This is a genomic window from Mesorhizobium sp. M0001 (genome assembly GCF_040324255.1).
Taxonomy (GTDB): Bacteria; Pseudomonadota; Alphaproteobacteria; order Rhizobiales; family Rhizobiaceae; genus Mesorhizobium.
In genome coordinates this window covers 75,636-94,601 of record NZ_JAMYVS010000010.1, presented here as the reverse complement: position 1 = coordinate 94,601, position 18,966 = coordinate 75,636, and the positions used below count along the sequence as shown (strand labels likewise).

General features: G+C 62.4%; 13 protein-coding genes. 5 read left to right on the top strand and 8 right to left on the bottom strand.

The window, feature by feature from the left end:
* Nucleotides 1–132 precede the first annotated feature (132 nt).
* Nucleotides 133–1,518: an FAD-binding oxidoreductase gene (locus NKK50_RS24170; protein WP_023687003.1), complete on the top strand. Its 1,386-nt coding sequence runs from the start codon at nucleotides 133–135 to the stop codon at nucleotides 1,516–1,518.
* Between the two features lie 13 nt (nucleotides 1,519–1,531).
* On the opposite strand, the gene NKK50_RS24165 is transcribed toward NKK50_RS24170, so the two are convergent.
* Nucleotides 1,532–2,176: a YjbE family putative metal transport protein gene (locus NKK50_RS24165; protein WP_352543952.1), complete on the bottom strand. Its 645-nt coding sequence runs from the start codon at nucleotides 2,174–2,176 to the stop codon at nucleotides 1,532–1,534.
* A gap of 258 nt (nucleotides 2,177–2,434) precedes the next feature.
* On the opposite strand from NKK50_RS24165, the gene NKK50_RS24160 reads away from it, so the two are divergent.
* Complete coding sequence (locus NKK50_RS24160) at nucleotides 2,435–3,082, top strand: ThuA domain-containing protein (protein WP_352543951.1); 648 nt, start codon at nucleotides 2,435–2,437, stop codon at nucleotides 3,080–3,082.
* A 199-nt stretch (nucleotides 3,083–3,281) separates the two neighbouring features.
* Here the strand turns inward: NKK50_RS24160 and NKK50_RS24155 are convergent, their stop codons facing one another.
* The 4 genes from NKK50_RS24155 to NKK50_RS24140 form a co-directional block, all read right to left on the bottom strand.
* Nucleotides 3,282–4,817, bottom strand: coding sequence for an HlyD family type I secretion periplasmic adaptor subunit (locus tag NKK50_RS24155; protein WP_023726318.1), 1,536 nt, complete (start codon nucleotides 4,815–4,817; stop codon nucleotides 3,282–3,284).
* 3 nt (nucleotides 4,818–4,820) lie between these two features.
* Complete coding sequence (locus tag NKK50_RS24150) at nucleotides 4,821–6,536, bottom strand: type I secretion system permease/ATPase (protein WP_023726319.1); 1,716 nt, start codon at nucleotides 6,534–6,536, stop codon at nucleotides 4,821–4,823.
* A 105-nt stretch (nucleotides 6,537–6,641) separates the two neighbouring features.
* Entirely contained in the window at nucleotides 6,642–9,449 is a 2,808-nt protein-coding gene (locus NKK50_RS24145; RefSeq protein ID WP_023726320.1) for a DUF5801 repeats-in-toxin domain-containing protein, read from the bottom strand.
* A gap of 336 nt (nucleotides 9,450–9,785) precedes the next feature.
* Nucleotides 9,786–10,400: a LuxR C-terminal-related transcriptional regulator gene (locus NKK50_RS24140; protein ID WP_352543950.1), complete on the bottom strand. Its 615-nt coding sequence runs from the start codon at nucleotides 10,398–10,400 to the stop codon at nucleotides 9,786–9,788.
* A gap of 411 nt (nucleotides 10,401–10,811) precedes the next feature.
* Between NKK50_RS24140 and NKK50_RS24135 the strand changes: the two genes are divergently transcribed.
* Together NKK50_RS24135 and NKK50_RS24130 are read left to right on the top strand one after the other, a co-directional pair.
* The gene (locus tag NKK50_RS24135; RefSeq protein WP_352543949.1) at nucleotides 10,812–11,897 is read left to right on the top strand and encodes an OmpA family protein; all 1,086 of its coding nucleotides are present in this window, start codon (nucleotides 10,812–10,814) and stop codon (nucleotides 11,895–11,897) included.
* A gap of 56 nt (nucleotides 11,898–11,953) precedes the next feature.
* Nucleotides 11,954–13,198 (top strand): caspase family protein, encoded by a 1,245-nt coding sequence (locus NKK50_RS24130; protein ID WP_023745595.1) that lies wholly within the window; start codon nucleotides 11,954–11,956, stop codon nucleotides 13,196–13,198.
* Between the two features lie 58 nt (nucleotides 13,199–13,256).
* On the opposite strand, the gene NKK50_RS24125 is transcribed toward NKK50_RS24130, so the two are convergent.
* Entirely contained in the window at nucleotides 13,257–13,817 is a 561-nt protein-coding gene (locus NKK50_RS24125) for a DUF6931 family protein (RefSeq protein ID WP_023745594.1), read from the bottom strand.
* A 229-nt stretch (nucleotides 13,818–14,046) separates the two neighbouring features.
* Between NKK50_RS24125 and NKK50_RS24120 the strand changes: the two genes are divergently transcribed.
* Nucleotides 14,047–14,583 carry an OmpA family protein gene (locus NKK50_RS24120; RefSeq protein ID WP_023745593.1) on the top strand — a complete coding sequence of 179 codons (537 nt, stop codon included), beginning with the start codon at nucleotides 14,047–14,049 and terminating at the stop codon, nucleotides 14,581–14,583.
* A gap of 88 nt (nucleotides 14,584–14,671) precedes the next feature.
* On the opposite strand, the gene NKK50_RS24115 is transcribed toward NKK50_RS24120, so the two are convergent.
* Nucleotides 14,672–16,285 (bottom strand): caspase family protein, encoded by a 1,614-nt coding sequence (locus NKK50_RS24115; protein ID WP_352500458.1) that lies wholly within the window; start codon nucleotides 16,283–16,285, stop codon nucleotides 14,672–14,674.
* 265 nt (nucleotides 16,286–16,550) lie between these two features.
* The gene (locus NKK50_RS24110; RefSeq protein ID WP_352543977.1) at nucleotides 16,551–18,893 is read right to left on the bottom strand and encodes a M23 family metallopeptidase; all 2,343 of its coding nucleotides are present in this window, start codon (nucleotides 18,891–18,893) and stop codon (nucleotides 16,551–16,553) included.
* Nucleotides 18,894–18,966 lie beyond the last annotated feature (73 nt).

The following is an 18,966-nucleotide window of genomic DNA, read 5'->3' as shown; positions in this document are numbered from 1 at the left end:
AAATTTACAGGAAACGTCAGTGGGTTCAACGCGCAATGACAGATTATACCGCGCGTAAATTTGTTCAATTGACGCGAAAATTGTCGCGCATCAAAGTCTCGGTCACAAAGAGCGCTGAAAAGTCCAGGCACCATGACACAACAGATCGATCGGCTTCTTTCCCAGCTATATCGTCGGCTCGATGCCGCCGCGATTGTGATCGGCGATGCTATCGATCCGCGCTATGGCGACGACCTCTCCGGCAAGGGCGGCGGCCAGCCCGAACTGGTCTTGCGTCCGCGCAACGCCGCCGACGTCGCCGAAATCCTGCGCCTATGCAGTGGTATCGGCCAGAAGCTGGTCGTCCATGGCGGCCGCACCGGGCTGGCCGGCGGCGCGCGCGTGCAGCCGGGCGAAGCGGTGCTGTCGCTGGAGCGCATGACCGCGGTCGAAGCGCCCGACCGCGCCGCGGCAACCATCATGGCAGAGGCCGGCGCGCCGCTGCAAATGGTGCAGGAAGCGGCCGATGCAGCCGGCCTGATGTTCGGCGTCGATATCGGCGCGCGCGGCACGGCGACGGTCGGCGGCAACATCGCCACGAATGCCGGCGGCATTCGCGTGCTGCGCTACGGCATGTACCGCGCCCAGGTTCTGGGGCTGGAGGCCGTGCTTGCCGACGGCTCGATCCTGACTTCGTTGCGTGGCCTGGCCAAGGACAATTCGGGATACGATCTCAACCAGCTTTTCATTGGCACCGAAGGCACGCTGGGCGTGGTTACTCGCGCCTGCCTGCGGCTGCATCCCAAGCCCGCCACCGAGGTTGCCGCATTCTGCGCGCTTGGCTCGCTGGGGGCGGCCATTGCGCTGCTCGACCTGCTCAAGCAGCGGCTCGGTCCCTTGCTGTCAGCCTATGAGGTGAATTTCTCGCCGCTCTACGGCTCCATGATTGCCGGCATGGCGGCGCCGGCGCCGCTGCCGGCCGGCGCGCCGGTTTACGTGCTGGCCGAGATCCAGGGCAACCAGGCCGAGCTGGACGGCGAGCGTTTCGCTTCGGTGCTGATGCAGGCGGTCGAAGACGGCATCGTCGCCGACGTGGTCGTCTCGCAGTCGCCGCGCGAATTCCGTGCGCTATGGGATGTGCGCGAAGAGGCCAACCGCTTCCTGTTTGCGATCGAGGGCATGATCGGCGTCGACATCAGCATCCCGTTGGCGACCATGGCGGATTTCCTGCGCAACGCCGAAGCCGCGATCCACGCCGTCGACAGCCGCGCCGAGATCTACGTCTTCGGCCATCTCGGCGACGGCAATCTGCACTATCAGGTCGACACCACGGAACCGGCGGCCGCCTATGAGATCATCTATCACGGCGTGGCGGCATGCGGTGGCGCCGTCTCGGCCGAGCACGGCATCGGCCTCGACAAGAAGAAATGGCTGAACCTCGTGCGCAGCGACGCCGAACTATCAGCCATGCGCCGGCTGAAGGTGGCGTTCGATCCGCACAACATTCTCAACCCAGGGCGGATTTTCGATATCATTTGATCGCCAGGAGGATCTAGCTTGCAACTGGCGAGAGCAGCGCGTGGAAGCCGACCGTTCTCATCTGCTCGACGCCGTCCAGAGTCATATTTCCCGCGACATAGACGATGATTGCCAGACCGAGCCAGCCGATCCAGCGATACCTGGCAAGCAGCGCCGCCACCAGCGTCGAGGCGACCGCCATCAGAACCACCGACAGGATGAGACCGAACACCAGCGCATTCATGTCGTGGGCGGCGGCGCCCGCCACGGCCAGCACATTGTCCAGCGACATCGAGACATCGGCGACGACGATCTGCAGGATCGCGGTGCGCAGCGCCTTGGCCGGCCGCGCCGTCGCAAGTGCTGCGGCTTCATTGTCGACGTCCTCGCCGTCGCCGGCCGAGCGCAACTCCTGGAACATGTTCCAGCACACCCAGAACAAAAGCATGCCGCCGACCAGCATGATCCCCGGAATTTCCAGCAGTTGCACCGCGATCACGGCAAAGACGACGCGGATCACCGCCGCCGCGGCAATGCCGGCGATGATCGCCTTCTGCCGCAACGCCTTGGCGAGGCCTGCGGCCGCCATGCCGATCACCACGACATTGTCGCCAGAGAGCACAAGGTTGATGGTGATGACTTCCAGATAGGCGGCGACAGTCGTCTGGTCGAAACTCATAAAGCGGTCTCCCCGGAAGGCTCCGGCTGGTTGCGGGCGCATCGGACCGATGTCTGCGCAAACGCGAAGACAGCTGATTTGAGTGCAGCCCGGTATTGAAACAAGACGCCAGCGCGGCCAATCGGTCCTCATCCACGGGAATTCATCGCCGGGTCGTGATTTCCGACCAGAAATGCCCGTCCCAGAATGCCCATCATGGAAGGAAGACAAAAGCGTTCCGCTTGCCTATCAATATTGCCGACCAAAGGAGAGACGAGCATGAGCAAGACGGCACTGATTTTCTGGGGCGGATGGGAAGGCCACACGCCGGCTCGCAGCGCCGCTGTCGTCAGCGAGATATTGACCGGGCATGGCTTCGAGGTGCGGATAGAAGAGGGCACATCCGCGCTCGCCGATCCGCAGCTCCCGGTCATCGATCTGATCGTGCCGGTGATCACCATGTCGACGATCGAGAAACCGGAGCTGCAAAACCTCACCGCCGCCGTCAGCGGCGGAACCGGCCTTGCCGGCTTCCACGGCACAATGGGCGACAGTTTTCGCAACGAGCCGGCCTATCAGTTCATGACCGGCGGCCAATGGGTCGCGCACCCCGGCGACATCATCGACTACCGTGTCGACATCATCAGCGACGATCCGATCGTCAGGGGTATCGAGGGTTTCGCCTACCATTCCGAGCAGTATTACATGCATGTCGACCCGAGCAACGAGGTGCTGGCGACGACGACGTTCAGCGGTGAGCATCTCGACTTCATCGACGGCGTCGTCATGCCCGTGGTCTGGAAGCGCCGCTACGGCAAGGGCCGCGTCTTCTTCAGCGCGCTCGGCCACACCGCGGATGAGTTTTCCGTGCCGCAAATGCGCACCATTCTCGAGCGTGGGGTGCTGTGGGCCAGCCGATCGGCCTGATCCCGGGCTTGGCGTCAAGCTGAGCGCAGTGGGACGGATTGCTTATAGCGATCGTCCAGTTCCGCGAAGCGGCGCTCCCGACACTGCTGGGGGCGCGCTGGCGAAGGAATCGCCAATGCCATGACACTCGAGCCGTATCGTTCGACGGGCGGCTTTTCGGAGGATTGGATGGCGTCGGGATACGGGAAAGTAGAAGACTCTAATTCTCTCTGAATCCTCGATTGAGCGAGTCGCGAACCGGCGCCAGCATATAGTCGAGCAGTGTGTGCTCGCCAGTCAGGATCATCACTTCGGCAGGCATGCCGGGCGACAATTTTACGTCATGGAGGGTTGCGAGGTCAGCCATATCGACTTTGATCTTGGCGAGAAAATAGGGTTCTCCGGTCCTCTCGTCCGTCAGCCGGTCGGCCGATACCGAGGTGAGCAACCCGTGGATTTGCGGAAGATGCCGTGTTGGATAGGCTGACAGCACAACGCGTGCCGGCATGTCCGGATGCACCATGTCGATGTCCCGCGGCTTGATCCGTGAATCGATGACCAGGTTGGACCCATTCGGAACGATATCGAGGAGGGGCTGGCCGCTGGAAATCACGCCAGATTCAGTTGTGACACGCACGTTCATCACTGTTCCCGCGATCGGCGCGACAATGTCAGTCCTGGCCAGCACATCCTGACGCGAGGGTAACAGGCTCCGCAATTCGGCCAGATCGCCGCGCACCTTGCCAAGATCCTCGTTCGCTTTCTCACCATCCTGTTGCCGCAAATTGAGAAGCTGCAGCTCGGTCTCGCCGATCTGCTGTTCGTTGCGCGCGACCTGCGACCGGTTCGACGCCTGGCTCGCTCGGATGTCGGCCTGGGCACGCTGCAGCGCAAGGATCCGCGGCAGGCGCTCCAATCCCTTTTTGTACATTTCCTGTGCCGAAGCGATCTCGCGGTCGATCAGCCCCAGTTGCTCCTCCTCGGCTGCGATCACTTCCCTGGACCCGGTGATTTGCTCCTCTATCTGCCGTATCCGCTTGTTGAGGATCTGCTCGCGCCCCTCGCGAGTGGCAAGGCGGCTGCGAAGCAGTTCCTGCTCTTCAGCGGCCACTTTCTGCCCAGCCTGGTTGTCAGCCGATGTCAGTTCCTTGGGAAAAATGATCTGATCTTCTCCGGCAACCTCCGCACCCAAGCGCGCTTCGACCGCCAGCAAGCGAATGTAGCGCTCATGCAGCTCGTCGTAGCGGCCCTGTGCATCGGTCGTCTTCATGCTTATCAGAACCTGGCCCGCTGTGACCTTGTCGCCATCCCGCACGTGGATCATCCCGATGATGCCGCCCTCCAGATGCTGAACGGTCTTCCGGTAGCCGTCCGGGCTGACGATGCCGGGGGCCACGATGGCGCTGGCCAGGAGGGCCACGTCTGACCAGAGGGCGATGCCGCCGACAAAGAACAGCGCGGAGAAATAGCCGAGTATACGCGCTGGACGCGTCCGGCGATTCAGGTCGCGCTTGCTATCGCGATATGCAGACGAACGCCGCCGGACAAGCCCGACAAGCCCGACAAGCACGAGCACGAACAGCGCGGTGGCAGTTGCAGCCAGCGCGGCGCGCGCCGGCACGTCCAGGCTGTCGAAACGGTTCGAAGCCGCCGCAGCTAGATCTCCAGCAGCGACAACTAACCTGTCCAGCACGTCACGCAGGCTGGCCATCAGCATGTCCATCATCTTCGACAGGTCGCTAAATCGGTCGCTCATGGCTCACTCCGCCGCCTTCAATTTTGCCGGAACGACGACGCTGGTCTTGTCTTGCCCGGACGACGGCACGGCAGTCGGTTTGCGGTGACCGCCCAGCGCGCCCAGCACCTCGTCGCGCGTGCCGAACATCTTAACGGTGCCGTCGTGCATGAAAACGACATGATCCGCCGTACGCAGCAGGTTCGTCTGGTGGCTGACGAGAATGACGGTGCAGCCCCGTTCCTTCAAATGGTGAAGAACATTGAACAGAGCCATTTCACCATCGCCGTCGAGGCCAGTGTTCGGTTCGTCGAGCACGACGAGCGCGGGATTGCCGAATAGCGCCCGGGCGAGAGCGATGCGCTGACGTTGGCCACGCGAGATTCGCGCCCCATGCGGCCCCACCTCCGTTTGATAGCCATTTGGCATCCGCAATATCGTCTCGTGGATACCTGCGGCCTGCGCCGCGGCGATCACTGCGGCACTATCGACATCGCGCAAGCGCGCAATGTTGTCGGCGATCGTTCCCGGAAACAGCTCGACCTGCTGCGGCAGGTAGCCGATGTGCATTCCAAGCTGGTCCGAAGGCCAACTCGCGAGCTCTGCGCCGTCCAGCCTTACATGACCGAGCGAAGGCCGCAACGTTCCCACCATGAGGCGGCAAAGTGTGGTCTTGCCGGAACCCGACGGACCAATCACGCCGCAGGTCTCGCCGGCCTCGACGTTGAAGGATACTTTGTTCATCAGGGCCTGCTGTGTACCCGGCGCATGGTAGTGTGCGTTCTCGAGCCTTAGCCGGCCTTGCGGGCGGGGTAAGGTCACTTCACCGCCCTGCCTAGAATTGGTGTCCGCGAACAGGCGCATGAGGTTGCGACGCGCGGTGCGAGCGGTAACCAGGCTGCGCCAGGCTCCGATCGAGCGTTCTATCGGCGCAAGCGCGCGGCTCAGCAGTACCGATGCCGCGATCATCGATCCGGCCGTCAGTTCGCCGCGCAAGACAAAGTAGGCGCCAAGTCCCAGCACGGCCACTTGCAGGGCCATGCGCAGCGAGCGCGACAGGCTCCCGATGCTGGTCGTGCGACCGAGAAGTTGCGCCTGGATGGTCATCAACGACTGCTGCTTTTCTTCCCAGCGCTGCAGCGCCGAGCCCGACATGCCGAGCGAGCGCAACGTCTCAGCGCCATCGATGTATTGGCCGGCCGCGACCTGGTTGCGACGCAGCTCTGCCGACGTTTCCTGGCTCCTGCGGCGGGTAAAGAAATCATTGGCGAGCGCGCCGCAGAACAAAAGGATCGCCCCGATGAGTCCGAGCACGCCCAGTGCTGGGTGCAGAAGCCACATGAAAGCCAGGAAGACGGGCGTCCACGGCGCGTCGAGAAAGGTCAGCATGCTGTCGCCACCGACGAAACCGCGCAGGTCCGCTACGTCCTTCAGGCCGGCCTCGACGTTGCTACCCGCGAGGCGAGCCTCCATGGCTCGTTCGATCACCGGGACGTTCAACTGGTCGTCGAGCCATTGGCTGATATGGCCGAGGATCATGCGGCGGGCTTGTTCCAAAAGGCCATAGACGGCGATCGCGCCGATCACCGCCAGGGTGAGCCACACCAGCGTGTCGATCGACCCGCTCGACAGCACCCTGTCGTAGATCTGCAGCATGTAGACGGTGCTGGCGAGCATCAGGACGTTTGCAAGCAGGCTGAAGATGAGCAGGGCGGGCGCCTGGCGCCGGGCCAGATGCATTACCTCTTCGAACTGCGGTCTTGGCTGCGGCACGGCTCGCCCCCCATTGTGATGCTTTGGATTGTGCCGGCCGGGCGCCAGGAAAGGCGCCCGCCCGGTGTCGGGTCAGATGATGCCGTCCGGGGCGTCGACATGGACCGAGAACGTGTCGGTAAAGCTGTCATTGTCGCCGTCGACGAGATTGGCCGTGAAATCCAGGTCGAGCGGCGCCGGGTTGGACTCCTGCTCGAGCGAGAACTGAATCACGGGGATCTTGACGGTGCCCACGCCCATGATGAGCTGGACCGCCTCGATCTGCTTCGCGCCGCCGTCGATCTCGAAGTACTTCCCGCCCTCCGCGACGTCAGGAATGAGCGGGTCGTGGCGCGGGGCATTGCTGAGCATGCCCGCCGTCACGTCGGTAGGACCGCTGACGGTACCGTCCGTATAGTAGACGATGTAATAGAGGTCTTCCGTAGCCGGGTTGTAGCCGCCGACGGAGTTGTCGATATAGACCGTGACCTTATCCACGTCTTGCTGGGGATTGACCACGAAGCTCTCGTCGCCCGAGGTGATTGAGGTGCCGGCGAACAGCGGGGTACCCCCGCTCTTGCCGTCGAGGTTGTTGTTGTTGACGCCGATGCCCGAAGTCGACACGTTCATCTTCGATGAGCTGTTGATCAGGCTAGTGGCACCATACCCCTCCAGCGTTGCCTCGGTAGGGTCATTGTTGACCAGGTCTTCGATGTCGTTCGGGAAACTGCCCGCCCCATTCTCCAGGGGAGCGGTCACCAGATTGCTGAAGAAGATGACGTCACCGTCGTGACCGGTCGGCGGGAATTGCAGCGTCTGCACCGCGTCCGGACCGCCCGCCTTCAGCGAACCCTGTGTGGTGTCGAAGGTCGTGATCGTTCCGGGAGGGGTGTCGACGTCAAGGTCGTAAGTGCCGTTGACCGGATCGAAGGTCAGTGTGAAGTCCACGTCTTCAGCCGTGCCGTCGCCGTTGAAGTCATCGTGGATCGAGCCTGTGAAGGTGTAAGGGTCTGCCGCGTCCGGTGTCAGGGATAGGCCCGACGTTACCGTCGGGTTGGAGTCGATTGTATAATCGTCCAGCGTTACGCCCAGCAGGTTGAACCCGTCGGCGCCTGGGTCGTGCGTCCAGGTGCCATGGGCGCCACTGTCGTAGTCACCGGTTGCGTTCTCCACAGCAATTGCCGGCCCGGTGTCTTCGAAGGTGAAGGCACCGCCTATGTCGACCGAGGTGTGCGCGCTGTCGCCGTCGCCGTCGGTTGCGGTTGCGGTCAGGCTCACCAGGTTGGCGGCAAGGATGACCGGAGTGTCCGCCTCTACGGGATCGGTTGGATCGCCATGGACAACCGCACGCGACTGGTCGAGGGTCACGTTGCCGTCGGCATCGACCGAGATGCGGAACACCTCATCCGTGCCGGCAGTGCCGACGATGTCGCCGCCGACAACATTGAGAAGCACCTCAAGGCCGCTGAGCGTATCGAACACGCCGCTGGCGACGTTACTGCCGCCGCCGAGTACATCCAGCGTGTAGGTCACATCGTCGGTGGCCGCTGGTCCATCGACGCCAAAGTTCGGCGTGAACAGCGCCGCGAAGCTGGTCGAGTCGTCGGTAACGAAGTCCGAATCGCCGACCACCAGGGTCGGTACGTCATTGCCGGACGGCACGATCGATGGGCCGTCATCGTCGAAGTTGATCAAGGAGCCGACCTCTGCGCTGGCGACGTTGGTCTGATCTGTGCCGAAATGCACTTCCTTGACATCGAAATAGTCTTTTTGCTCGTCAATGTTCTTGATAGTGAAGCGGTCAAAGGTTGCGTCTGCGGTGAAATCGACCGTCACACCCTCGCCGACATTGTGAAGGATCACTCCCAGGTTGGTGTAATCAACCGTGATGCCCAGGGTGGCGGCATCCGTTACCACGCCGTTCAGCTTGAAAGTCACTGAGGCGATGTTGACTTCCGCATCGTTGTCATCACCCGGTAACGTGGCGCCTTTCGCGTTGTCATCATTGTTGTAGGCGTGGACCTCTATGTCAGCCACGGTATGGGTCGGAGTAGACTGCGAAATCGAGAAACCCGCGGTGGAGACGGTCTCGATGTGATCTGTGTAGTTCGGCGCGGTCGGCGTGTTGGTAAAGTTCTTGCCGGCGCTCTGGGTGCCGCCGTTGATCAGGTCGATCTGAAGCTCACGGCCAAAGCGCACGTCTTGTGATGAGACGCCCAGGCCTTGCGTGCTGACATTGACTTCAGCCTGTACGCCATTGTCATGAGCCGTGACCAGGATCTTCTGCGTGCTCGCCGTGTCAGCGTCGAGGATATACCACTTGTTGTGTCCGGGAGGGGCGTCACCAAGCGAGCTGAAATTCAGGACGCTGGTCCCGGTGACCGAGGCGTAGACTAGCTGATCCAGATCGATTAGATCGACGTCCGCGTTGTCAGGGTCCGGATTCATCAACGCCACGTACTGGACCAGGTACAGGTCCGCGTCGCCGTCCAGCGCAAACGAGAAGGCGAGGGGATCGAGTAATGGATCGGGCTCGCCAACTGAGGTCGGGTCAGAGGTCCCAATGACGCCGATCACGACGTCTGCATTGTTCGGGTCCTGGAACAGCCAGACATAATTGCCATCGACCGTCCGGATGCCGGTGACCGCGCCGTCGGTGGGTGAAAACGCAGTTCCCGAAGAGTCCTGGGCGAGAACGACCGAGGTGATGGTCTCCCCTGGGTCCGCAGAGGCCACCACGAAGTCCTCCTTGAAGGCGACCTCCAGCGCGGTGCCAAGATTCAGCAGATATTGCAGCGTGGTGTTGGTGCTGTACAGCGGATCGGATGGGTCAATATCATTGTCCGTGAGGCCAGCGCTCTCATCGATGATGATGTCATGAGCTGTGATGTCGATTGCCATGGAGATTCTCCCCTTTTTGAACAACATCAAGAAAAGGGGTTCACCCCCACCCGATGTCGGATGCACCTACCCCAGGGCATCCGCCGGCGCACAGAATTGCGGCCGTTTATCCTCCATTGTGCCGCCGACGCAGAGGACGCGTCCATTCGCGGTTCGATAGTGTTATGGTGAATGCCCCTACCTGATCGAACGATATACATCCTTCGAAAGATCGAGCCGCGACAGGCGCTCGCGGGCAACCGCGTTGGTATGGATCGATCGATATGCCGTGGGTTTCCGGCCTTTTGTAGGCATCTTGTCGACGCAGCCTGCCTTGCCAGCTCGCCGAAGGTAGGATCAAAGCCCGCTTTTGTGACTTGGTCCCAGATGGTCGGAAGCTTCGCCAAAAGTCGCCCAGGCGAGTTCCGCCCTGCTGCCGAGGCGGAGCTTCTCGTAGACGTGATGCAGGTGCATCTTCACCGTGCCTTCGGATACATGCAGTCGCTGCGCAATGATCTTGTTGCGCAGGCCGCGTGAAACAAGGCCGGCGACTTCCGTCTCGCGTCCAGTAAGCTTTGGCGCGCGCTGAGGCAGCGATCTCGGCGTCAGCAGATGCTGGAGGATATGGTCGTCGACCCACTTTCGGCCGCCTGCCACTGCATTGGCGCATTCGACAAGGTAGCTGTGGCTGATGCCGTCCATCAGCAGGCCGTCGGCATCGAGCTTGGGGATTTCGTTGAAGTCGAATCCGCCGTTTGGCTGCAGGATGTAGATGATGCCCAAAGGGCTGCTGGTGGCTCTCAGCCTTGCGGAAAGACCGGCTGCCTGCCGGTCCGCAGCATCCAACCCAATGATGACAAGATCAGGCCGGTGGCGCTCCACCAAGGGGAGAACCTCAATCGTGTGGTGGCATTCTGCGACAACGCTGTGTCCCGCCTTCCGCAAAACCCACTCCAGACCGGCGAGATACACCCCCCGCGGGTCCGCGACTACCAAGCTCGACATGGGAACACGTCCGTAAAAAACGCAACGAACTTTGTTTAATATGTCAAGAAACCAGAGCTTCGGTCGATTGTCAAGGAGTTGCTAATATTGTAGTATATTCAAGGCTATGAATGGCATTTTCTGCGTTCGACAGGCCCGCCGAAGCGCTCGTGATCGCGCAAGGCGCCTCTGGATTTGACGCCTGTTAAGCTGCCAGTGATGACGGATTTTTGAGCTGTCTTCTCCCCTTGGGCAGACAGGCGGAGCTACTCGCAAAGCCAAATCATATGTTCTATGCTCGCTGGCATCACTGCGTTCGACAGCCGTGATCGGAACTGAGGTCTGTTGTCCTGAGGCGGGGCATCAATGTTCGAGGTCGGCGGATTTTTTCGGCAACGAATGCCGTTCTCAAAGGGCCGGCGCATCGTCGGCGCCCTTGCTCTCGTCGCCGCTGTATTCGGGCTGTTGCTGCTCGCACCGGAAGTGGCGAATGCGAAGCCGAACTGGACGCTCGATCCGGCGAATTCGACGCTCACCTATCAATCGGTGAAGAAGAACACCATTGTCGAAACCAACAAGATCAGGAACCTCTCGGGCACGCTGACATCGGATGGCGCCGCCAAGGTCACGTTCGACCTCAACTCGGTCGACACCGGCATCGACCTTCGCAATGTCCGCATGCGCTTCCTGTTCTTCGAAACCTTCAAATTCCCGACGGCGGAAGTGACGGCGAAAGTCGATCCCGCCGCTTTTGCCGATCTCGCCACCAAACGGCGCATGAGCGCGCATATCCAGTTTCGCCTGAGCCTGCACGGCGTCGACAAGGACCTTGAGGCCAATGTCGTGGTCACCATGATCACCGACAGCATGGTGTCGATCGCCTCGGAGGCGCCGGTCGCCGTGCATGTCGAGGATTTCGGCCTGTTGCCCAACATCGAAAAACTCCAGCAGGCGGCCAATGTCAGCAGCATCGTCCCGACGGCTTCGGTGTCGTTCGACTTCGTCTTCACCGCTGATGGCGCCAAGCCTGCGGCCACGCCTGCCGTCGCGGCCGCAGCCCCAGCCGATGCCGGGCCGGTCGCCACAGATGCAGGCAAGATGTCCTTCAGCGACGATGAATGCCTGAACAGGTTCGAGGTGCTGTCGCGCACCGGCGCCGTCTATTTTCGCCCAGCCAGCGCTCGGCTCGATGAAAAGAGCCGCCCGCTGCTGGCCGAGGTGGTCGGCGTCGTCGGCAAATGTCCGAAACTGAAGGTCGAGGTTTCGGGCCATACCGATTCCGACGGCTCGCCGACGGCCAACAAGAACCTGTCGGAACGGCGCGCCAAGGCGGTCGCCGACGCGATCATCGCTGCGGGCATTCCATCGGCGCAGATCACGGCTTCCGGCTATGGCGAGGAAAAGCCGGTGGCGCCGAACGATACGCCGAAGAACAAGGCGCTGAACCGGCGGATCGAGTTCTCCGCCACGCCGCTCGCCAACTGAGCCGGTCCTTAACTGAAAAGGCCCGTCAACCGAAAAGGAATCCGGTGCGTTTGGACATGATTGCAAGTTGCGGCAACTTCATGCGCGGCATCGGCCTCGCGGTGCTGGCGCTTGCGTTGACCATGACCATTACCATGACCGCGGCCAGTGCCGAACGCCGCATCGCCCTGGTGCTCGGCAATTCCCATTACCGGAACGCGCCGGTGCTGCCCAATCCGGTGAACGATGCGCAGGCAATGTCCGATCGCCTGAAGGGGCTGGGCTTCGAAATCGTCTCCGGCCTCGATCTCACCAAGGCGCAGACGCAGGAAAAGATCGCGCAATTCGCCAGGCAGGTGCGTGGCGCCGATATCGCGCTGTTCTTCTATGCCGGTCATGGCCTGCAGGTCTCGGGCAGGAATTACCTGCTGCCTGTCGATGCGGCGCTGGAGGACGAGGCCTCGCTCGACTTCGAAGCCGTGCAGGTGGATTTCATCCTGCGGCAGATGTCGCGCGAGACCAGCATCAGGCTGGTGTTCCTCGACGCCTGCCGCGACAACCCGCTCGCCGATGTGCTTGCCAAGGAGACTGGCGGCGACAGCACGGCAAGCAGCGGCCTTGCCGAAATACCGATCGAGAATGGCGGCGCCGGCACGCTGGTCGCCTTCGCTGCCAGTCCCAACCAGCTCGCCTATGACGGACCGGGCGAGCACTCGCCATTTTCGGCGGCGCTGCTTGCCCATATCGGCGAGGTCAACGTCTCGATCACCGAGGCGATGAACCGGGTTACGTCGGATGTGTTCAAGGCCACAGCCGGACGCCAGCGGCCCTGGATCAACGTTTCGCTGACCACCGATGTCGTGCTTCACAAGGTCGATCTCAAGGCGCCGCTGATCGTCGGCGATTCCGGCGCGGCTGCGCCCGAAGGCGATACGCAGGCGCGCACCGGCGCGGCCGCCAATCCGCCGGGTGCGGACGCCGGCGAGCAGGCGCTGGAACAGCTGCGTGAGGAAATTCCGAAGCTGGGCTCGGACGCGCCAGTCCTTTTCGACGTTCCGGTCAATTTTGGAGACCCGGCGATCGACGGCAAGAGCATCGCCCAGCTCATCCAGGGAAAGCCGCACTTCAGTCCCGTCGAGGGCCTGGAAAAATCCGTCTGGGACAACCAGTGCAGCAACTGTCATCAATGGACCGAGGAGCGGCTGTGCGACCAGGCCAAGACCTACGTCACCAATGACGTCTCGGTGTTGCGCCTGCAACACCCGCTGGGCACGCGCTTCAAGGTGGCGCTCGGCAAATGGGCGCAAAACGGCTGCAAATGAGGCCGCCAACAATGGGTTGGATCAGATTTCAATGAAATCTCATCACGATCCAGAGCAATCAGGCTCGGCGCAGCGCCTCGGTTTCGGCCAGATGGATGCCCATTTCGACAAAGGCGGTGAGCACGGAGAAGCGGTCCGCCACCGCAACCCGCGCCAGTCCGGCCAGTATGCCGGTATTGACGGCATGCGCAGCCGGCAGCGGCCGCAGCCCCGACCCGTTCTGCGCAGCCAGGCCGCTGATATGCCGTTGCGCCGCGAGCGCGATCCAGCCGGCAGGCGTGTGCTGCTGCGTCATCGCCGCCCCGGCGACAGCCTCCCGGCGGGTTGCATTGTTGGGGTCGCCGACCCAGTCCTGGATCAGTGCCAGCGTTGCGAGATCCTGCTCTTCGAGCAGTTCGGTCAGATGCCCAAGGCACTCGTGGCCCCACCAGATTGCGGCCCGGTCAGGCAGGAGATAGGCGCAAAAGGTAATCGCTTCCTCGGGGATGCGCCCGGCCATCAGCCGGCGGCAGAACTCGAGCGAGGGTTGGTCGGTCGGAACGGCCGTCATGTCCCGGGCGACAGCCGTGTTCGCGGCGAAGAGATCGCGTGCGGTCTGGAATCGAAGCCCGTTGGCCATCGCTGCTGTTGTCCTCCCCCAGGCCTCACTCAACCCGCCTGCGAGGCGCGGGTCAAGTCTGTCGACCACCACATGTCCATGACGTTGTTCACAGACAAACGCCTCACGGTTTGGTATATTCCACAGCCGACCGTGATCTCGACAGATCATTGTCGAACAGGAAGAGTTGGCCCGGATCCATGGATCGGGCCTGAGTGAAAATCGGATGCTCGAAACGGGAGTAACCGTTATGCAGCGGCACATTTCAGTCTTGGCATTGGCGACCGTGCTTTTCTCGACTCACGTCTATGCCGACCCACTTCAGAAATCGGAAGACATTGTGAAGTTCTTTGCCGGCGCGATCGATCACGGCGCGGCACGCGGGATCTGCGTCGGCACCGAGGACGAGTGCAAGAGCAAGACCGGCCAGAAAGACAAGCCGCCGGAGAAGACCGGCCTCGACATGCTGATCAATTTCGGCCTGGATTCGTCCGAGCTCGACGCCAAGGCGCGCAGCGAACTCGACGAGTTCGCCAAGGCGCTGAAGGACGATCGGCTGAGCAAGCTGTCCTTCGTCGTCGAAGGCTATACCGACGCATCCGGCTCGGCGACCTACAATGAGGGGCTGTCGCAGCGCAGGGCGCAATCGGTCACCGCCTTCCTCGAATCCAACGGCATCGAATCCACCCGCATCAAGGCGGTCGGTCTCGGCGAGGCCAATCCACGCAATCCCGATCCCTACGATCCCGTCAACCGGCGGGTCGAGATGCGGATCAAGGCGCAGTAGCTTCGCCGGCTGCGTCTTCCGGCCGTCGTCAAACACAACGCCGCGCGTCCAACGGACACGCGGCGCTTTTATTGTTTGACATGATCGATCAGTTCTTGAGCACGCCGCCGACCGCTACGCCGGTGCCGAAGATCAGCGCCTTGGTCAGGAAATCATTATTGTCCCGCGGCGGCGGCTCATCCTCGCGCACGACCTCGCGGTTGCGCCTTTTCTGCACGAACTGCTGTTGTCGGCGCGGCTTCTGGGCGTACTGCTTCTTGCGTGGCTTTTCCGCCACCGGCTTCAGCGTGCGGGCCTTCTGCACCACCTGTTTTTTCGGCTTGTCCACGCCGGCCTGGTCGGCCTCATGCTTGGCACGCACGGCCTCCATCATCGGATCCGTCTGGATAACCAGGAACGCCAGTTGCTCGCGCGTCAGGAAAGTGGTCGGAGGCAGCCCGTTCCCCTCTTGCCAGTCGCCGATCGCTTGCCGGGTCTTGGCGCCGATATTGCCGTCGACGCGGCCAAGCTCGTTGCCCAGCGCCTCGACGCGCAATTGCAGGTCGATGCGGCCCTGGCGATCGAGACCGATCGCGTTCTCCGTCGCCTCGGTGCCCAGCACCTTCTTCATGTCGTCCGAAATGCCTACCGAGGTGCGCACGGCAGAACCCGAGTTCGCTTCTTCGGCAGCAAGCGCGGCGACTTCCCGTTCCTGGGCTTTCGGATCGTTCAGCGCATCGATGTTGAGCCGCGCCACCGTGGCGAAGCGGCCATTCGGGAACTGTTCGAGATAGGCTTCGTAGAATGGCGCGGTGTTGCGCTTCGAGGCCTCGTCCCAAAGCCGCTGCTCGACTTCCCACGAAGGCGGTTCGCTGGTGACGGGGGCAGGGGCGGGCGCTGTCGCGGCGTTCGCGTCATCGGCGGCCGGTCTTACCATCGGCGCGGCTTGGGCGGCCGGTTTGCCAAGGAAGACCTCGCGGCCCAGCGATGCGTTGTGCCATGGCCGCTGGCGGCCTTGCGTGGTCTCGGCCACTTCGCCGCGCACCCGCGTCAGCGCGCTCTGGATCTCGACGCCGGGTTCGGTCAGGTGCCTGGCGAGCGCGGTCGAGTAGGGGCTGTCGACGCCGTTGCCGTCAAAGGCGATGGCGCCCGGGTCGGTGGCATAGGCAATCAGGATGCCGCCGGTGCCGACGCCCTCTGATTTAGGGTCGATCGGCGCCAGGCCGGTGCCCAGCGCGGTGGAGCGGGTCTTCGGCATCGCGACCGCCAGCGTCCGTGCCAGCGGATTGTCGCGGCAGGCATCGAGGATGATGACGCCGACCGCCGGGTCGGGCGGCAGTGCGGCCATGAAGTCGTCGATCTGGACGGTGCGGGTCTTGAGATAGGCAGGTGACGTCAGTTGGGCGTCGACCGGGATCAAAAAGTTCTTGCCGTCCACCTGCATGCCGTGGCCGGCATAGAAAATGACGGCGAGGTCGGCATCGTAGGACTGCTCGGTGAATTTGCTGATCAGGCTGTGCATGCCGGCATTGTCCTGGTCGACGCCCTCGATCACCTCGAAGCCGGCATTGCGCAGCGTCGATGCGATGAGATGCGCGTCATTGGCCGGATTGGGCAATTCGACGGCATGGACGTATTTGCTGTTGCCGATGACCAGCGCGACGCGTTTGACGCCACCGGCATCCGGCGCCGCCGCCTGGACGGTGCCAAGCGCGGTCAGCATTAACAGAAAAAATCCGCTCAAAAGAACGGCAAACGCTTTCATGGGATCGGCCCTCCGCCCCAATGGGGCGCGTTATTGATGGCTGCGCATGCTAAATTTCACCAGCGACTGTATCGCTTCTGCCAAAATGGCTGTTGGGCGTATGTGATCCCAGCCACAGTTTTGGTTCACAAGGACCCAAAAACCTTCCCAAATATCCGCAAACATACCATTCGCCGGCCTCAGAACCAATCGGCTTGGCGAAAGCCGGGGCGAACTGCCAGCTCTAGCCCGGCTCAAGAGTATTTTGGATCGAGCCGACCAGTGCCGTTATCGCCTGCTTGTATTTTTCGAACTCCGGCGATGTCTGGCGGACTTCCGTCGTCGTCTGCTGGCCCGCATCGGTGGTGGTGGGCGTCGGCAATTTGCGGCCCATCTTCCGTTCCGCCCAGTCGACGACGTAGCTGGCGGTCTTGCCGGCAAGAAACGGGTTGGCCTGGATAACGGACGAGCCGAGCACGGCGCTCAACTGCGCCGATCCCGGCGACGCCAGCACCTGATGGGCGCCTTCCATACCGAGGAAATGGCAGAGATAGAGCCGGCCGGCGGTGATCTGGTGGCCACGCGCCTTGAGATAGGCTTCGCCCTCGCGCGCCAGATTGCGCACCATCTCACGCGAGATGGTGGCGTCGTAGCGCAAAGCGAGCAGGTCTGCGGTCGACAGCGAGCGCGCCAGTTCGGGACGATAGGTGTTCATCATCCGGATCCAGGTCTTGGATATGAACTGGCCGGCGCCTGTCGCCGAAGACAGCGGGTTCTTGGCCCGCGCGCTACCGCCCGATTCGACGTGGACGATACGGTCGGTCAGGGTTTCGACGGCGGGATCGCTGGAAGTGACGGCGATTGCAGCGGTCACTGTTCCGAGCGGATCGATCGCCTGACCGCTTTGATAGAGTTCGAAATGCAAATGTGGCCCGGTCGACAGGCCGGTGGTGCCGATATAGCCGATGATGTCGCCGGCCTTCACCTTGGTGCCGACACCGCTGGCGATGGCGAATTTCGACATATGCGCGTAGCGCGTCTCGCGGCCGCCGCCATGGGCGATCTTGACCACATTGCCGTAGCCGCCGCCGTCGCCCTGGAAGATGATCTCGCCGTCGAAGGCTGCGGCGATCGGGGTCCCCACGGGTGCTGCCCAGTCGACGCCTTTGTGGATGCGAACAACGCCCAGGATCGGATGCTTGCGTGGCCCGAAGGTCGACGTCATGACACCGTTGACCGGCGTCACCATGCCGTTGGCCACCGTCAGCGAGCGCACCTGGTCGTCGCCCGAGACGCAGGAAAACTGGCCGTCGCTCTGCTGGAAAACGAAACAATCCAAGCTCTTTTGCGTGCCTTGGATACCGACATAGAGTACCCGTCCGTCGGTCTCGTTCTTGCCGCGCGGCGTCTGCGAATAGATCAGCACAAGACGCTGGTCCTCGCTGGCGAAAGCATCCAGATCCTGTCCCCGCGACAGATACATGATGGCTTCGCCGATGATGCCGCTCGGCACATTGTTGCGGGCCGCCGTCGAATAGATCGCGTCGAGCAGGCGGTATTGCCGTTTCTGCGTGCCTTCGGTCTCGGCGCCCGAATAATTGAACAGGTCCTCGCGCACCCACGGGTCGACGCCCGACACGAAGGCACCGGCCGCGTTGCGTGTCAGCGTGCCGACAAAGACGTTCCTGGCGTAGATCGAGACCTGCATCAGCGACATCGTCGTGGTCTCGCGCGTCGGCCTAAAGCCGCGCATCGCCACGACATAACCAGGCTGCAGGCCGTCCTTGTCGAACAGCGCCTTCAGCGCCTCGCCGGCAAGCTTTGCGTCGTCGGCGGAAAAATGCGCATCGAGCGCCACGCTGTCCAGGCTGCGGTCGTTGAGGATTTTCACGAAAATGTCCTGGGTCGCCTCGAAGCGCTGGTATTCCGAGCTGACGTTGGCAACGCTGGTGTTGTTTTCGACCGGTGTCTTCTGAAAGGCGGGGAGTGCTGCTTCGCCCTCATCGATGGTCTCGCCCCAGCCGGCCTCGGGGTCATCGGCCGCCGCCGATGCACCCGGAGCGACCTGCGGGTCAGGAGCTGGGCCGGAGGCCGCCGGAGCCCCGTCCGCGCCGGGCGATGGTTGAAGATCGTTCTGCAGGTCATTCTGCGGATCGCTGGGTTCGGCGGGTGGCGCGACCGCGGTCTTCCGCTGCGCCTGAAAGAAAGCGAAATCCTCTTGCGTCGAGGGGATCGTCGTCATGAATTTTTCGCTGGCGCTCAGCATCACGTCGGAGAGAACCATGATCTGAGGGGAGATGCCGGCCTGGTCGAGCTCCGCCGGGCGCGGCATCCCGCGGCTCTTGGCAGCGCCCGCCTCCGGCGCCAGTGTGATCCACATCGGGTCGCCGGCAAGGTCGATGATGGCCGGCACGTAGACCGATGCGTCGGCCGGCACGTCGTCCGAGCCTTCGACGGCGTGCAGTTCCTCGTCTTCGTCGCCGAACGACCAGTAGTCGGCGGTAAGATAAAAGCCGGTGGCAATCGCGGCGAGGACGATTGTCGCGACTTCTCCGGCCTCGTGCCCGCCCATGCCGTCGGCCACCACCCAGAGGCCGATCCGCGGCTCGACCAGGAAGCTGTCCTCATTGTGGTCACGCACGCAGCCCTTGTGGCTCACG

Bases quoted from the DNA above. Each gene is read 5' to 3' on its own strand.
- NKK50_RS24170 (WP_023687003.1), top strand. From the start codon at position 133: ATGACACAACAGATCGATCGGCTTCTTTCCCAGCTATATCGTCGGCTC.
- NKK50_RS24165 (WP_352543952.1), bottom strand. From the start codon at position 2,176: ATGAGTTTCGACCAGACGACTGTCGCCGCCTATCTGGAAGTCATCACC.
- NKK50_RS24160 (WP_352543951.1), top strand. From the start codon at position 2,435: ATGAGCAAGACGGCACTGATTTTCTGGGGCGGATGGGAAGGCCACACG.
- NKK50_RS24155 (WP_023726318.1), bottom strand. From the start codon at position 4,817: ATGAGCGACCGATTTAGCGACCTGTCGAAGATGATGGACATGCTGATG.
- NKK50_RS24150 (WP_023726319.1), bottom strand. From the start codon at position 6,536: ATGCATCTGGCCCGGCGCCAGGCGCCCGCCCTGCTCATCTTCAGCCTG.
- NKK50_RS24145 (WP_023726320.1), bottom strand. From the start codon at position 9,449: ATGGCAATCGACATCACAGCTCATGACATCATCATCGATGAGAGCGCT.
- NKK50_RS24135 (WP_352543949.1), top strand. From the start codon at position 10,812: ATGCCGTTCTCAAAGGGCCGGCGCATCGTCGGCGCCCTTGCTCTCGTC.
- NKK50_RS24130 (WP_023745595.1), top strand. From the start codon at position 11,954: ATGATTGCAAGTTGCGGCAACTTCATGCGCGGCATCGGCCTCGCGGTG.
- NKK50_RS24125 (WP_023745594.1), bottom strand. From the start codon at position 13,817: ATGGCCAACGGGCTTCGATTCCAGACCGCACGCGATCTCTTCGCCGCG.
- NKK50_RS24120 (WP_023745593.1), top strand. From the start codon at position 14,047: ATGCAGCGGCACATTTCAGTCTTGGCATTGGCGACCGTGCTTTTCTCG.
- NKK50_RS24115 (WP_352500458.1), bottom strand. From the start codon at position 16,285: ATGCTGACCGCGCTTGGCACCGTCCAGGCGGCGGCGCCGGATGCCGGT.